Source organism: Streptomyces sp. NPDC012769, assembly GCF_042901205.1.
Lineage (GTDB): Bacteria > Actinomycetota > Actinomycetes > Streptomycetales > Streptomycetaceae > Streptomyces.
The window spans coordinates 105162-118899 of sequence record NZ_JBIBCP010000008.1 but is presented as its reverse complement, the minus strand read 5'-3'; the positions used below and the strand labels follow the sequence as shown (position 1 = coordinate 118899).

Genomic DNA, 13738 nt, shown 5'->3' with positions numbered 1-13738 from the left:
CCCTACGGGCGAGGGCCACCGATTTTCCCGGCACGTCAACGCATCCACACACCAGTCCCTCGAACTGGTGAATCGACCGCACATTCGGCCCGGACGTCCGCATTCCGGACGAACCTCGCCCCATGACACCCGAAACGAACCGCTACGCGGACTTCGAAACCCTGCGCGAACAAGCCATCGCCTTACGCCGCGAAGGCCTCAGCCTCCGCCAGATCCGCGACCGCCTGCAGATCTACAACAACGACCTCCTCAACCGCCTGGTCAAAGGCGAACCCCCACCAGACTGGACCCGCCGCCCCAACGCCAAGGACGACCTCCGCGCGCGGGCGCGCGAGCTGCGCCTCCAGGGCATGACCTACGACCAGATCCAGCTCGAGCTCGGCTGCTCGAAGAGCTCGATCTCGCTGTGGGTGAGAGACCTGCCGAAGCCGGAGCGCAAGCGCACCCGCGAGGAGGCGTCGGCGATCGCCCGCAAGGGCTGGGAGGCGACGCTCCGAATCCGGGACGAGGAACGGCGCCGCGCCAAGGCCGCAGCCGCGCAGGAGGTGGGGGCGCTCTCCGAGCGCGAGCTCTTCCTCGTAGGGGTGGCCCTCTATTGGGCGGAGGGCACCAAGGACAAGTCGTACGCCCGCCGGGAACGCGTCACGTTCGTCAACAGCGACCCCGGCATGATCCGGACCTTCATCGCCTGGCTCGACCTGCTGGGCGTGGAGCGGGATCAGTACGCCTACCACGTCATGATCCACGAAACTGCCGACGCTTCCGCTGCCGAGCGGTACTGGGCGGACGTCACGGGTGCCGCACCCGAGCAGCTCGGCAAGCCAGTCATCAAACGCCACAACCCCAAGACCGTGCGCAAGAACGTCGGCGATGACTACCAGGGCTGCCTCGCCGTCCGCATTCGCAGAAGCGCCGACCTCTACCGTCGCATCGAGGGCGCCTGGTGCGGCATAGTAGGGGCTGCCTCCGCGAGGGTCCAGCAAAATCGGACATAGCGGGCACATTATCCCGGATCGTCTAAAGGTAGGACAAACGGTTTTGGTCCGTTGAATGAGGGTTCGAGTCCTTCTCCGGGAGCCCTAGGTTCGGGTCCCGACCTCCCAGGTCGGGACCCTTACTCGTTCCCCGCCCGGTACCCCCCGGTATCCTTCGGAAGTCCACCACCCGAAAGCCGAAGGGCATTCCCGTGAGCGCCAACCGCCCGGCCGCCGTCGTCGTCCTCGCAGCGGGTGAGGGCACCCGCATGAAGTCGAAGACTCCCAAGGTTCTGCACGAGATCGCCGGGCGGTCGCTCGTCGGGCATGTCGTGTCCGCCGCTCGGGAGCTGGAGCCCGAGGACCTGGTCGTGGTCGTGGGGCACGCGCGGGAGCAGGTGAAGGGGCATCTCGACGCGTTCTACGCGGGGACCCGGACGGCCGTGCAGGAGCAGCAGAACGGGACCGGGCACGCGGTGCGGACGGCGCTGGGTGAGCTGGGGCGGGTTCCCGAGGGGACCGTCGTGGTGGTGTGCGGGGACACGCCGCTGCTGTCGGGTGAGACGCTGCGGGCGCTGGCGGCGACGCATGCCGCCGATGGGAACGCGGTGACCGTGTTGACGGCCGAGGTGCCGGATTCGACCGGTTACGGGCGGATCGTGCGGGATGCCGTGAGCGGTGCGGTGACGGAGATCGTGGAGCACAAGGACGCCACGGACGAGCAGCGGGCGATCAAGGAGATCAACTCCGGGGTGTTCGCGTTCGACGGTGTGCTGCTGGCGGATGCGCTGGGGAAGGTGCGGACGGACAACAGTCAGGGTGAGGAGTACCTGACGGATGTGCTGTCGATCCTGCGGGAGGCCGGCCATCGGGTGGGTGCGTCGGTGGCGGTGGATCACCGGGAGATCCTGGGGATCAACAACCGGGTGCAGCTGGCGGAGGCTCGTGCGTTGCTGAACGCGCGGTTGCTGGAGCGGGCGATGCTGGCGGGTGTGACGGTGGTGGATCCGGCGTCGACGTTCGTGGATGTGTCGGTGACGTTCGAGCCGGATGCGACGGTGTTGCCGAACACGCTGCTGCTGGGTTCGACGCATGTCGCGGAGGATGCCGTGGTGGGTCCGAATTCGCGTCTGAAGGACACGCGGGTCGGCCGGGGTGCGCGGGTGGACAACACGGTGGCGGACGGGGCCGTGGTGGGCGAGGGCGCTTCGGTGGGGCCGTTTGCGTATCTGCGTCCGGGGACGGATCTGGGCGCGCGGTCCAAGGCGGGTACGTACGTGGAGATGAAGAACGCCGTGATCGGTGAGGGGACGAAGGTCCCTCATCTGTCGTATGTCGGTGATGCGACGATCGGCGAGTTCACGAACATCGGTGCGGCGAGTGTCTTCGTGAACTACGACGGTGAGGCGAAGCATCACACGACGATCGGTTCGCACTGTCGTACCGGTTCGGACAACATGTTTGTGGCACCCATCACGATCGGGGACGGCGCTTACACCGCTGCCGGGTCCGTCATCACGAAGGATGTGCCTCCGGGTTCGCTGGCTGTCGCCCGTGGCCAGCAGCGGAATATCGAGGGTTGGGTGGCTCGGAAGAGGCCGGGGAGCGCTGCGGCGCAGGCCGCTCAGGCTGCCAGTGAGAAGTCCGCCGGCGAAAGCTGACCGGAAACGAGTGCGCCGAACTCGGCGTACCGTGATACGTGCACACAAATTCGGCTGGCTCGCACGCGCGCACGGGAGCGCGGGATTCGCGGCCAGAGAACCCGTCGAGGAGACAGTGCTGTGACCGGGATCAAGACGACCGGCGAGAAGAAGCTGATGCTCTTCTCCGGCCGCGCCCACCCCGAGCTGGCCGAGGAGGTCGCACACCAGCTGGGTGTCGGCATCGTGCCGACCAAGGCTTTCGACTTCGCCAACGGTGAGATCTATGTCCGCTTCCAGGAGTCCGCTCGTGGTGCGGACTGCTTCTTGATCCAGAGCCACACGGCTCCGATCAATAAGTGGATCATGGAGCAGTTGATCATGCTGGATGCTCTGAAGCGGGCTTCGGCCCGGAGCATCACGGTGATCATTCCGTCGTACGGCTATGCCCGTCAGGACAAGAAGCACCGTGGCCGTGAGCCGATCTCGGCGCGTCTGGTGGCGGATCTGCTGAAGACGGCGGGTGCGGACCGGATTCTGACCGTGGACCTGCACACGGACCAGATCCAGGGCTTCTTCGACGGTCCGGTGGACCATCTGTCGGCGCTGCCGGTGCTCGCGGATTACGTGGGTGCGAAGGTGGACCGGACGAAGCTGACGATCGTGTCTCCGGACGCGGGTCGTGTGCGGGTGGCGGACCGGTGGTGTGACCGTCTGGACGCGCCGCTGGCGATCGTGCACAAGCGTCGTGACAAGGACGTCGCCAATCAGGTGACGGTGCACGAGGTCGTCGGTGACGTGAAGGGCCGTGTGTGTGTCCTGGTGGACGACATGGTCGACACGGCGGGCACGATCTGCGCGGCGGCGGACGCTCTGTTCGCGCATGGTGCGGAGGACGTCATCGTGACGGCGACGCACGGCATCCTGTCGGGTCCGGCGGCTGATCGTCTGAAGAACTCGAAGGTGAGCGAGTTCGTGTTCACGGACACGCTGCCGGATCCGAGCGCGCTGGAGCTGGACAAGATCAAGGTGCTGTCGATCGCGCCGACGATCGCGCGTGCGGTGCGTGAGGTGTTCGAGGACGGTTCGGTGACGAGCCTGTTCGAGGAGCACTGAGCTTCGCTGAGCTGACGGTAAGGGCCGCTCCTTCTGGGGGGCGGTCCTTACGTGTTCCCGGGCCTTACGCGTTTGTGGGTGTGGTCGCTTGCGGGGTGATCCATTTGGGCGGTTCGGGTGTGGCGGCTAGACTGTCGTGGTTGCTCGGCGAGGGAGGCCGGCCCGTGATGGGTCCGGCGGTCCGTTATCGACGCGCTCTTCGTAGCAGGCCATCGCCAGTCGTGGCCGGGTGACAGTCGCATCCGTCACCACCCATACGAGGAGTGCACATGTCCGAGGTCAAGCTCGCCGCTTCCGTCCGCACGGAGTTCGGCAAGGGCGCCGCCCGCAAGATCCGCCGTTCCGCCCAGGTTCCCGGTGTCCTTTACGGTCACGGTTCGGACCCGATCCACCTGACCCTCCCGGGCCACGAGCTGACGCTGGCGCTGCGTACGCCGAACGTCCTGCTGTCGCTGGACATCGAGGGCCGTGGCACCGAGCTGGCCATCCCGAAGGCCGCGCAGCGTGACCCGCTGAAGGGCTTCCTGGAGCACGTCGACCTGCTCCTGGTGAAGCGTGGCGAGAAGGTCACCGTCGAGATCGTCGTCGAGACCGAGGGTGACCTGGCCCCGGGCGCCTTCCTGGTCGAGAACGTGCTGAACACGCTCTCGGTCGAGGCCGAGGCCACCCACCTGCCCGAGTCCGTCACGGTCTCGATCGCGGGCCTGCAGGCCGGTGACTCGATCCTCGCCAAGGACGTCGCGCTGCCGAAGGGCGCCACCCTGGTGACGGACCCCGAGGCCGTCGTGATCCAGATCCTGGCCGCGCAGGCCGAGGAGCCGGCCGCCGAGGCCGAGGGCGAGGCCGCCGAGGGCGCCGAGGCCTGAGCCGTAGGCTCTGCCTGACGTGACGGGGTGACGGGCCGGGAACGGCCCGCCACCCCGTTCTTCTGTACTGAGGACGAGGAGACGAGACGCAGATGACGGACGACGCGAACGCCCCCTGGCTGATCGTCGGCCTCGGCAACCCGGGCCCGGACTACGCGGGCAACCGGCACAACGTGGGCTTCATGGTGGTGGATCTGCTGGCCGAGCGGATCGGTGGGAAGTTCAAGCGGGCGCAGAAGGCGCAGGCGCAGGTGGTCGAGGGGCGGATGGGTCCGCCGGGGCCGGCGAACCGGCGCGTGGTGCTCGCGAAGCCGATGTCGTACATGAATCTGTCGGGCGGTCCGGTGACGGCGCTGCGTGACTTCTACAAGGTGCCGACGGCGCATGTCGTGGCGATCCATGACGAGCTGGACATCGACTACGGGGTGCTGCGGCTGAAGATCGGTGGTGGCGACAACGGTCACAACGGTCTGAAGTCGATGACGAAGGCGATGGGTGCGGAGTATCACCGGCTGCGGTTCGGCATCGGTCGGCCGCCGGGCCGGATGCAGGTCGCGGACTTCGTCCTGAAGGACTTCTCGTCGGCCGAGCGCAAGGAGCTCGACTACTTCGTGGACCGGGCGGCGGACGCGGTGGAGTGCCTGGTGGCGGAGGGTCTGGAGCGGGCGCAGTCGGCGTACAACTCGTAGGGGGCTCCTCCGTTCGGATGGGATCGCGGGTACGACTGTACGATCGCGGGTCATGACGCATGCCCGTAACGCCGCCATGGCCCTCGTCGTCCTGCTTCTCGTGGTCGCGGGCGCCTGGTCGTCCTGGAACACGGCCCAGCATGTGCTGCTGTCCAAGGGGCGCGAGCACGGCACGTTGACGGTGACCGGCTGCAACGAGGAGACGTGCAGCGGCCGTTACACCTCGGAGGATCCGGCCTCGCCGCACCACACGCTGCGGATCGCGCATTCGGTGGCGGCGCAGAAGGGCGAGACGCTGCCGGTGGTGGTGAAGCCGGGCACGGACGAGGCGGTCCGTACGGGCTGGGGCGGCGGGTTGCACGCGTGGCTTCCGCTGGGCGGGGCGTTGCTGTTGGCGGCGCCGCTGATCGGTGGCGGGATGCGGATGGTGCGGACGGCGTGGTCGGTGGCGGGGGTGGGGGCGGCGGTGCTGCTGGGGGCGTTCTTCGCGCTGTGACGCTTTTCGGACACGGTGGCGCGATCCCAGAGAATCGTTATCGTCTCTTGGGTTAAGGGTGACTTAAAGCGACGGATAGGCTGCCCCCGCCACCTCCCACGGCATCCCTCTCATCTCTCAGATGGACAGCAGCCCTATGCGACGTACCCTCATTTCCGCCGCCACGGTGGTCAGCACCGTCACCGCGGCTTCCCTGCTGCTCGCCCCGGTCGCCTCCGCCACCGGAAAGCCCAAGGGCGACAACGGCACCGTGAAGATCCACGACTCCAAGACCGGCGAAGAGCTCAAGAAGAACGAGCCCAAGGTCTGCTCCTTCTACCTCGACGCTTTCGGCTTCGACGCCGAGCAGAAGGTCCAGTGGCACATCGAGGCCTGGGCCAACAACGAGCAGGAGAAGGGCACCACGGTCAAGGAGGGCACCATCGTCCTCGACGGTGACGGCCACGAGCGCACCGAGGACATGACGCTCCCGAACGGCCAGTACAAGCTGTTCTGGAACTTCGAGGGCGAGAACGGCCGCGCGAAGCACAAGGTCTTCAAGACCGACTGCCCGACGGACAAGCCGACGGACAAGCCGTCCGACAAGCCGTCGGACAAGCCGAGCGACAAGCCGTCCGACAAGCCGTCGGACAAGCCCGGCACCGAGACGCCCGGCACCTCCGAGTCGCCGTCCGCCTCCCCGTCCACGCCCGGTGCCACCAACGCCCCCGGCAGCAACGGCGGCAACGGCGGTGACTCGGACGGCAACCTCGCCGAGACCGGCTCCAGCGCCCCCGTCGGCATCCTCGCCGCCGTGGCCGTCGCCCTCGCGGGTGCCGGTGCGTTCCTGGTGAGCCGCCGTCGCAAGGCGCAGCAGCACTGACGTACCCCGTCATGACGGTGCCCCCGCGGGAGATCCCGCGGGGGCACCGCTCGTTTCAGGAGACCGTCAGCCGGTGTTGCGCAGGCCGGCCGCCACGCCGTTCACCGTGAGCAGCAGGGCGCGGGCGAGCAGCGGGTCGGGGTCCTCGCCGCGTTCGGCGGCGGAGCGCTGGCGGGCGAGCAGGGCGACCTGGAGGTAGGAGATGGGGTCCAGGTAGGCGTCGCGGATGGAGAAGGTCTGCTGGAGCACCGGGTTGGAGTCGAGCAGCTTCTCGCCGCCGGTGACCTTCAGGACCTCGGCCACGGTGAGCGCGTGCTCGGCCTCGATGGTGGCGAAGACGTGCTTGAGCTCGTCGGGGACGAGGGTGTCGACGTAGTGGCGGGCGATCCGCAGGTCCGTCTTGGCGAGCGTCATCTCGACGTTGGAGAGGAAGTTGCGGAAGAAGTGCCACTTCTCGTACATCTCGCCGAGGACGGCGTCGAGGCCGGCCTCGCGCAGGGCCTTGAGGCCGGAGCCGACGCCGTACCAGCCGGGGACGATCTGCCGGGACTGGGTCCAGCCGAACACCCAGGGGATGGCCCGCAGTCCGTCGAGGCCGGCGCCGGAGTCGGGCCGCCTGGACGGGCGGGAGCCGAGGTGGAGGTCGGCGAGCTGGTCGACGGGGGTGGCGGCGAAGAAGTACGCGGGCAGGTCGGGGTCCTCGACGAGCCTGCGGTACGCGGAGTGGGCGGCTTCGGAGACGGTGTCCATGGCCGCGTCCCAGCGGGCCAGGGCCTCGTCGGACTGGCGCGGCGCGGTGTGCAGGGCGGAGGCCTGCAGGGTGGCGGCGACGGTCAGTTCGAGGTTCTCCCGGGCGAGGGAGGGGATCAGGTACTTGTCGGAGATGACCTCGCCCTGTTCGGTCACCTTGATCTCGCCCTCCAGGGTTCCCCAGGGCTGGGCGAGGATGGCGTCGTGCGAGGGGCCGCCGCCGCGGCCGACGGTGCCGCCGCGGCCGTGGAAGAGGCGGAGGCGGACGCCGTAGCGGTGGGCGACGTCGCGCAGGCGCCGCTGGGCGCGGTGGATCTCCCACTGGCTGGTGGTGATGCCGCCGAACTTCGAGGAGTCGGAGTAGCCGAGCATGACCTCCTGGACGTCGCCGCGCAGGGAGACCAGGCGCCGGTAGGAGGGGTCGGCGAGCATGTCGTTGAGGATGACGTCGGCGGCGCGGAGCTCGTCGGTGGTCTCCAGGAGCGGGACGATGCCGATCTTGGCCCAGCCGGCGTGGAGGTCGATGAGGCCGGCCTCGCGGGCGAGGACGGTGGCGGCGAAGACGTCGTCGGCGCCCTGGCACATCGAGATGATGTACGACTCGATGACCTCGGGTCCGAAGCGCTCGAAGGCCTCCTTGACGGTGCCGAAGACGCCGAGGGTCTTCTGCCCGGCCGCGTCCAGGGGGGCGGGGGTGGGGGCCAGCGGGCGCCGGGAGCGGAGTTCCTTGGCGAGCAGCTTCTGCCGGTAGTCGCGCGGCATGTCGGCGTAGCGCCAGGACTCCTCGCCGAGCCGGTCGAAGAGCTGGCCGAGGGCGTGGTGGTGGGCGTCGGCGTGTTCGCGGACGTCCATGGTGGCGAGCTGGAGGCCGAACGCGGACAGGGTGCGGATGGTGCGGTCCATCCGGCCGTCGGCGAACAGGCCGCCGCGGTGTTCGCGCAGCGAGGTCTGGATGAGGGTGAGGTCGCGCAGCAGCTCGGCGGTGCCGAGGTAGTCGCGGCCTTCCTGGTGGGGGGTGCCCTTGGCGAGCCGCTCGCGGGTGTTGAGCAGCTTCTGGCGGACGCAGGTGACCTTGAGCCGGTAGGGCTCCTCGGCGTTGAGGCGCTTGTAGCGGGGGCTGATCTCGGGCAGGCGCTCCAGGTCGGTCTGGAGGGAGTCCAGGAGCTCCTGTGTGGCGCCGGCGTAGCGGATGGAGTTGGACAGCAGTCCGCGCAGGAAGTCGACGAGTTCGAGGGCGTCGGTGATGCCGTGCTCGTGCTGGAGGATCAGCACGTCCCAGGTGACCTGCGGGGTGACGTTGGGGTTGCCGTCGCGGTCGCCGCCGATCCAGGTGCCGAAGGTGAGCGGGCGGGTGCCGGCGGGCAGCTCGAAGCCGACGCGCTCCAGTTCGGCGGCGAGGTCCTCGAGGACGTCGCCGACGGCGTTCGCGTGCAGCTCGTCGAGGTAGTAGATGGCGTTGCGGGCCTCGTCGGCGGGTTCGGGCCGGACGACGCGCAGTTCGTCGGTCTGCCAGATGAGGTCGATGTTCTCGGCGAGCCGCAGGTCGGTGCGGCGCCGGTCGGCCACGCTGACGGGGGTTTCGAGGAGGGCGGCGATCCGGCGCAGCTTGTTGAGGACGGAACGCCGGGCGGCCTCGGTCGGGTGGGCGGTGAAGACCGGGCGGACGTTGAGGTTCTTGATCGTCGCGCGTACGTGGGCGGGGTCGCCGTCCTTGAGCATGTCGGCCGTACGGGCGAGCAGGCCGCCCTCGGCGGCGCGCTTCTCGCGCATCTCGCGGCCGCGGTGGACCTGCTCGGTGACGTTGGCGAGGTGGAAGTAGGTGGAGAACGCCCGGACGAGCTTGGCGGCGGTCTCCAGCTCGACGCCGCGGAGCAGTTCGGCGGCGGCGTCGCCGTCCTCGCGGGTGAGGCGGCGGACCTTCTCGACGAGTTCCAGGAGCTCGTGGCCCTCCTGGCGGACGAGCGTCTCGCCGAGGAGATCGCCCAGTCGGCGGATGTCGGAGCGCAGCTCGGCGCTGGCGGTGGAGGTCTGGTCGGCACTGCTCACAGGTGCGGCTCCTTGCAGTGTTTGAGCACGTCTGGAGGGGTACTGGAGGCTTGCGGACCGCGCTGTCCGACGCACCCAGGATAGGTGTCCGTGTCGGCGGCACGGAGCACGCCCCGGCTTTGGCGCTCTTGCCGCGCGCCGAGGCGCTGCCATACTTACGTCGCCGTAGGTTACGGAAGCGTAGCCAAAGCGTCCTTTCCCTACCCTCACCCCCCAGGGGACACGTATGACCACAAGCCCCGAGGTGACCTCGGAGTCCGCGCAGTCCGAGGCGCTCGACACCGCTCAGACCCTGCCCTCCGCCACGCTGGGCGGGGACAGCAAGCGTTCGATCGAGCAGATCACGCTGCTGCTGTTCATCACGGTGCCCTTCCTGGCCCTGGTCGCGGCGGTGCCGCTGGCCTGGGGGTGGGGGGTGAGCTGGCTCGATCTGGGTCTCCTGACGGCGATGTACTACATCGGCTGCCACGGGATCACGATCGGCTTCCACCGCTACTTCACGCACGGCTCCTTCAAGGCGAAGCGTCCGCTGCGGATCGCGCTGGCGATCATGGGCTCGCTGGCCGTCGAGGGGCCGCTGGTCCGCTGGGTGGCGGATCACCGCAAGCACCACAAGTTCTCCGACGCCGAGGGTGACCCGCACTCGCCGTGGCGGTTCGGGGAAACCGTCCCGGCCCTGATGAAGGGGCTGTGGTGGGCGCACATCGGCTGGATGTTCGACGAGGAGCAGACGCCGCAGCAGAAGTACGCGCCCGATCTGATCAAGGACCCGGCGATCCGGCGTGTCTCGCGCCAGTTCGTCCTGTGGACGCTGGTCTCGCTGCTCATCCCGCCGCTGGTCGGCGGTCTGGTGACGTGGTCGTGGCGGGGCGCGTTCACCGCGTTCTTCTGGGGCTCGCTGGTCCGGGTGGCGCTGCTGCACCACGTGACCTGGTCGATCAACTCGATCTGTCACGCGGTGGGCAAGCGCCCCTTCAAGTCCCGTGACCGCTCCGGCAACGTGTGGTGGCTGGCGGTGCTGTCGTGCGGCGAGTCGTGGCACAACCTGCACCACGCGGACCCGACCTCGGCCCGGCACGGGGTGCTGCGCGGCCAGGTCGACTCCAGCGCCCGGATCATCCGCTGGTTCGAGCGGCTGGGCTGGGCGTACGACGTGCGCTGGCCGGCCAGGGAGCGGATCGACGCCCGGCGCCAGAGCACGTCCGCCGACGCGGCATGATGGAAGACGTGGCGATCGACGGCAGTACCAGCGAGCAGAAGCCCCGGCGTGGCCGCCGGGTGAGGATGACCGGCGCCGAGCGCCGGGAGCAGCTCCTCGACATCGGTCGCACGCTCTTCGCGGAGAAGGGTTTCGAGGGCACGTCGGTGGAGGAGATCGCCGCGAAGGCGGGTGTCTCCAAGCCGGTGGTGTACGAGCACTTCGGCGGCAAGGAGGGCCTGTACGCGGTCGTGGTGGACCGGGAGATGCGGCAGCTGCTGGACATGGTCACCGGCGCCCTGACCGCCGGCCACCCGCGTGAGCTGCTCGAACAGGCGGCGTTCGCGCTGCTCGACTACATCGAGCGGTACACGGACGGTTTCCGGATCCTGGTGCGGGACTCGCCGGTCGCCCAGTCGACGGGCACCTTCGCCTCGCTGATCAGTGACATCGCCACGCAGGTGGAGGACATCCTGGGTCTCGAGTTCAAGGCCCGCGGTTTTGATCCCAAGCTCGCTCCCCTCTACGCGCAGGCGCTGGTGGGCAGCGTGGCGCTGACCGGGCAGTGGTGGCTGGACGTGCGCAAGCCGAAGAAGGCGGAGGTCGCGGCGCATCTGGTCAACCTGGCCTGGCACGGTCTGGACGGTCTGGAGCAGAAGCCGCGTCTGATAGGTCACCGCAAGAGCTGACCGCCGCGACGGGGGCGCCGCACCACGGGTGGGGCGCCCCCGTCCGTAACATCAGGCGGCCTTCCGTGCGACGGCGAAGATCCGCCGGAACGGGAACGGGGTGCCGTGCGGTCCCCGCGGGTAGGCCTCGCGCAGCCGGTCACGGTACTGGGCGAGGAAGGCCTCCGTGGCGGCCCGGTCGTCCCTGAGGGCGGTGAGCACGGGCCTCAGGGCGGTGCCCTTGACCCAGTCGAGGACGGGATCCTCCCCGGGGAGCATCTGGTGGTACGTGGTCTCCCACACGTCCGCCTCGCAGCCGAGGTCGGTGAGGCGTTGCAGATAGTCCGCGGCCTCCAGGATGTGGACGAACCGCCGGCCCAGGTCCCCCACCCGGTCGCGCCACTCCGGGGTCTCGCACAGCTCGCCGAGCAGGGCATGGCTCGGGGAGGTGAAGTTGCCGGGCACCTGGAAGGCGAGGGTGCCGCCGGGCCTCAGTCCGTCGATCCAGCAGGCGAAGGACTCGGGGTGGTTGGGCACCCACTGCAGGGCGGCGTTGGAGACGATCAGGTCATAGGGCTCGTCGGGCGTCCAGTGGGCCGCGTCGGCCGGCCGGAAGTCGAGCCAGCCGCCCCCCGCCGTGGTGCCCGCCCAGTCCTTCTCGGCTCGCTCCAGCATCTCGGGCGAGAGGTCGAATCCGGTGATGTGCGCGTCGGGCCAGCGGTCGGCGAGCAGCACGGTGACGTTGCCGGGGCCGCAGCCGAGGTCCGCGATGCGGGCGGGGCGGTCACGATGGGGCAGCTGCGGTATTCGGGTGAGCAGGTCGAGGAACGGTCGGGTGCGGTGTCCGGAGTGACGCAAATACTGCTGTGGGTCCCATGTTGGTGCCACAGCGTCCACGGAATGCATGTTCGAAGCCCCCTTGCTGGAACGAGTTGCCGAAGCGGAACGGAGTTCCGGCCCGGTCTCTTCCCCATAGTCAAGAAGACTATATCTGGACGTCAAGATTCTTGACATCGAGAATAATGACACCAAGAGACTTTATGTCAACAGACCCTCTACACTGATCGTCATGGAGGACGAGGTCGACCGACTGGTCGCTGCATGGCGCCGCGAGCGCCCCGACCTCGACGTGGAACCGCTCGAGGTGCTCAGCCGTGTCTCCCGGCTGGCCCGCCACCTCGACCGCGCCCGTCGGCTCGCCTTCTCCGAGCACCAGCTGGAGCCCTGGGAGTTCGACGTCCTGACGTCCCTGCGCCGGGCCGGCGCGCCCTACCAGCTCTCCCCCGGCCAGCTGCTCACCCAGACCCTGGTCACCTCGGGCACCATGACCAACCGCATCGACCGGCTCGCCAAGAAGGGCCTGGTCGAACGGCTCCCCGACCCCAGCGACCGGCGCGGCGTCCTCGTCCGCCTCACCCCCGAGGGCCGTGACCGCGCCGACCAGGCGCTCGCCGGACTGCTCGCCCAGGAGCGCGCCATCCTGGCCCGCCTCTCGCGCACCCAGCGCGGCGAACTGGCCGATCTGCTACGCCAGCTGACCGCCCCGTTCGACAACATCCCCGGCTAGCGCGTCCTCCGCCGGCCCGACGCCCGCCCGCCGCGCCAGCGCCACCGCCGCGAGCGTCGAGTGCACCCCGAGCTTCCCCAGCACGTTCTGCATGTGGGTCCGCACGGTGTGCGGCGACAGGAAGAGCCGCTCGGCCACCGCCTTCCTCCCCAGCCCGGCCACCATGCAGCGCAGCACCTCGCGCTCCCTCGGCGTCAGCGACTCCACGAGCCGCTCGCCCTCCGTACGGTGCCGGCGGGCCTCCGTCAGCTCCTTCAGCACCCCGGTCAGCAGGGCCGGCGGCAGATGCGTCTCGTCCCGCAGCACCCCGCGCACGACGGTGAGCAGCCGCTGCAGCGAGGAGTCCTTGGCGACCCATCCGCAGGCGCCGGCCTGCAGGGCGAGCGCCGCCCGCCGGGCCTCGTCCTTCTCGGCGAGCACCACCACCCGCACCCCGGGCCGCGCGTCCCGCACCTCCCCCACCCAGGCCACGCCGTCGGCGTCGCCCAGGTCGGCGTCCACGAGCATCACGTCGAACCGCCGGCCCTCCGCCGCGCCCCGGTCCAGACAGCGCAGGGCGGCGGGTCCGCTTCCCGCGGCGGCCACGTCGATGTCGGGCTCCGCCGCCAGGGCGGCGGCCAGCGATTCGGCGAAGACACGGTGGTCGTCCACCACCAGGACCCGGATACGGGCCACGGACACCCCCAAGTGTGCGAGGAACGGCCCGGCGCGGGCACGGCGCCGGGAGCGGGTCCGTCGTCGCACGGCCGCCGCCGTGCCTGACAGTTACCCCCGCCCCGGGCGCCGTACCCGGCGGGTCTCGGTACCCCTGATCAGCACCGGCCCCCACCGGTGCTGCGCACAGACTACGGGCGCACCGCATCCCC

At 69.4% G+C, this 13738-nt stretch carries 13 protein-coding genes and 1 tRNA gene; 11 read left to right on the top strand and 3 right to left on the bottom strand.

What is annotated here, in order from left to right; all coding sequences use genetic code 11:
- Positions 1-122 precede the first annotated feature (122 nt).
- From ACFY7C_RS33920 to ACFY7C_RS33885, 8 genes are all read left to right on the top strand, one after another.
- Positions 123-995, top strand: a complete 873-nt coding sequence (locus ACFY7C_RS33920) for a hypothetical protein (RefSeq protein WP_389658465.1) — start codon at positions 123-125, stop codon at positions 993-995.
- An 11-nt stretch (positions 996-1006) separates the two neighbouring features.
- A tRNA-Gln gene (locus ACFY7C_RS33915) sits at positions 1007-1077 on the top strand.
- 109 nt (positions 1078-1186) lie between these two features.
- Positions 1187-2635 carry a bifunctional UDP-N-acetylglucosamine diphosphorylase/glucosamine-1-phosphate N-acetyltransferase GlmU gene (gene glmU / locus ACFY7C_RS33910; protein ID WP_389658462.1) on the top strand — a complete coding sequence of 483 codons (1449 nt, stop codon included), beginning with the start codon at positions 1187-1189 and terminating at the stop codon, positions 2633-2635.
- A 120-nt stretch (positions 2636-2755) separates the two neighbouring features.
- Positions 2756-3730, top strand: coding sequence for a ribose-phosphate diphosphokinase (locus ACFY7C_RS33905; protein WP_389658459.1), 975 nt, complete (start codon positions 2756-2758; stop codon positions 3728-3730).
- A gap of 269 nt (positions 3731-3999) precedes the next feature.
- The gene (locus tag ACFY7C_RS33900) at positions 4000-4596 is read left to right on the top strand and encodes a 50S ribosomal protein L25/general stress protein Ctc (protein WP_389658456.1); all 597 of its coding nucleotides are present in this window, start codon (positions 4000-4002) and stop codon (positions 4594-4596) included.
- Positions 4597-4688: 92 nt separating this feature from the next.
- Complete coding sequence (gene pth, locus ACFY7C_RS33895) at positions 4689-5285, top strand: aminoacyl-tRNA hydrolase (RefSeq protein ID WP_389658453.1); 597 nt, start codon at positions 4689-4691, stop codon at positions 5283-5285.
- 52 nt (positions 5286-5337) lie between these two features.
- Positions 5338-5781 (top strand): hypothetical protein, encoded by a 444-nt coding sequence (locus ACFY7C_RS33890; RefSeq protein WP_389658450.1) that lies wholly within the window; start codon positions 5338-5340, stop codon positions 5779-5781.
- A gap of 136 nt (positions 5782-5917) precedes the next feature.
- Complete coding sequence (locus ACFY7C_RS33885) at positions 5918-6643, top strand: PT domain-containing protein (protein ID WP_389658447.1); 726 nt, start codon at positions 5918-5920, stop codon at positions 6641-6643.
- 66 nt (positions 6644-6709) lie between these two features.
- Here ACFY7C_RS33885 and ppc read toward each other — a convergent pair whose 3' ends face one another.
- On the bottom strand, positions 6710-9439 hold the full coding sequence (gene ppc, locus ACFY7C_RS33880; protein ID WP_389658444.1) for a phosphoenolpyruvate carboxylase: 2730 nt from the start codon (positions 9437-9439) through the stop codon (positions 6710-6712).
- Between the two features lie 226 nt (positions 9440-9665).
- Between ppc and ACFY7C_RS33875 the strand changes: the two genes are divergently transcribed.
- Together ACFY7C_RS33875 and ACFY7C_RS33870 are read left to right on the top strand one after the other, a co-directional pair.
- Positions 9666-10658, top strand: coding sequence for an acyl-CoA desaturase (locus ACFY7C_RS33875; RefSeq protein ID WP_389658441.1), 993 nt, complete (start codon positions 9666-9668; stop codon positions 10656-10658).
- Positions 10655-11326: a TetR/AcrR family transcriptional regulator gene (locus tag ACFY7C_RS33870; protein ID WP_389658438.1), complete on the top strand. Its 672-nt coding sequence runs from the start codon at positions 10655-10657 to the stop codon at positions 11324-11326. Before ACFY7C_RS33875 ends, ACFY7C_RS33870 begins: the two co-directional genes overlap by 4 nt.
- A gap of 51 nt (positions 11327-11377) precedes the next feature.
- Here the strand turns inward: ACFY7C_RS33870 and ACFY7C_RS33865 are convergent, their stop codons facing one another.
- Positions 11378-12211, bottom strand: coding sequence for a trans-aconitate 2-methyltransferase (locus tag ACFY7C_RS33865; RefSeq protein ID WP_389658435.1), 834 nt, complete (start codon positions 12209-12211; stop codon positions 11378-11380).
- A gap of 163 nt (positions 12212-12374) precedes the next feature.
- On the opposite strand from ACFY7C_RS33865, the gene ACFY7C_RS33860 reads away from it, so the two are divergent.
- A complete protein-coding gene (locus ACFY7C_RS33860) occupies positions 12375-12872 on the top strand; it encodes a MarR family transcriptional regulator (RefSeq protein ID WP_356064338.1) in 498 nt (165 codons plus the stop codon).
- Here the strand turns inward: ACFY7C_RS33860 and ACFY7C_RS33855 are convergent.
- Positions 12831-13547 carry a LuxR C-terminal-related transcriptional regulator gene (locus ACFY7C_RS33855; RefSeq protein WP_389658432.1) on the bottom strand — a complete coding sequence of 239 codons (717 nt, stop codon included), beginning with the start codon at positions 13545-13547 and terminating at the stop codon, positions 12831-12833. The genes ACFY7C_RS33860 and ACFY7C_RS33855 overlap by 42 nt on opposite strands.
- Between the last annotated feature and the right edge of the window lie 191 nt (positions 13548-13738).

Bases quoted from the DNA above. Each gene is read 5' to 3' on its own strand.
- ACFY7C_RS33920 (WP_389658465.1), top strand. From the start codon at position 123: ATGACACCCGAAACGAACCGCTACGCGGACTTCGAAACCCTGCGCGAA.
- ACFY7C_RS33900 (WP_389658456.1), top strand. From the start codon at position 4,000: ATGTCCGAGGTCAAGCTCGCCGCTTCCGTCCGCACGGAGTTCGGCAAG.
- pth (WP_389658453.1), top strand. From the start codon at position 4,689: ATGACGGACGACGCGAACGCCCCCTGGCTGATCGTCGGCCTCGGCAAC.
- ACFY7C_RS33890 (WP_389658450.1), top strand. From the start codon at position 5,338: ATGACGCATGCCCGTAACGCCGCCATGGCCCTCGTCGTCCTGCTTCTC.
- ACFY7C_RS33885 (WP_389658447.1), top strand. From the start codon at position 5,918: ATGCGACGTACCCTCATTTCCGCCGCCACGGTGGTCAGCACCGTCACC.
- ACFY7C_RS33875 (WP_389658441.1), top strand. From the start codon at position 9,666: ATGACCACAAGCCCCGAGGTGACCTCGGAGTCCGCGCAGTCCGAGGCG.
- ACFY7C_RS33870 (WP_389658438.1), top strand. From the start codon at position 10,655: ATGATGGAAGACGTGGCGATCGACGGCAGTACCAGCGAGCAGAAGCCC.
- ACFY7C_RS33865 (WP_389658435.1), bottom strand. From the start codon at position 12,211: ATGCATTCCGTGGACGCTGTGGCACCAACATGGGACCCACAGCAGTAT.
- ACFY7C_RS33860 (WP_356064338.1), top strand. From the start codon at position 12,375: ATGGAGGACGAGGTCGACCGACTGGTCGCTGCATGGCGCCGCGAGCGC.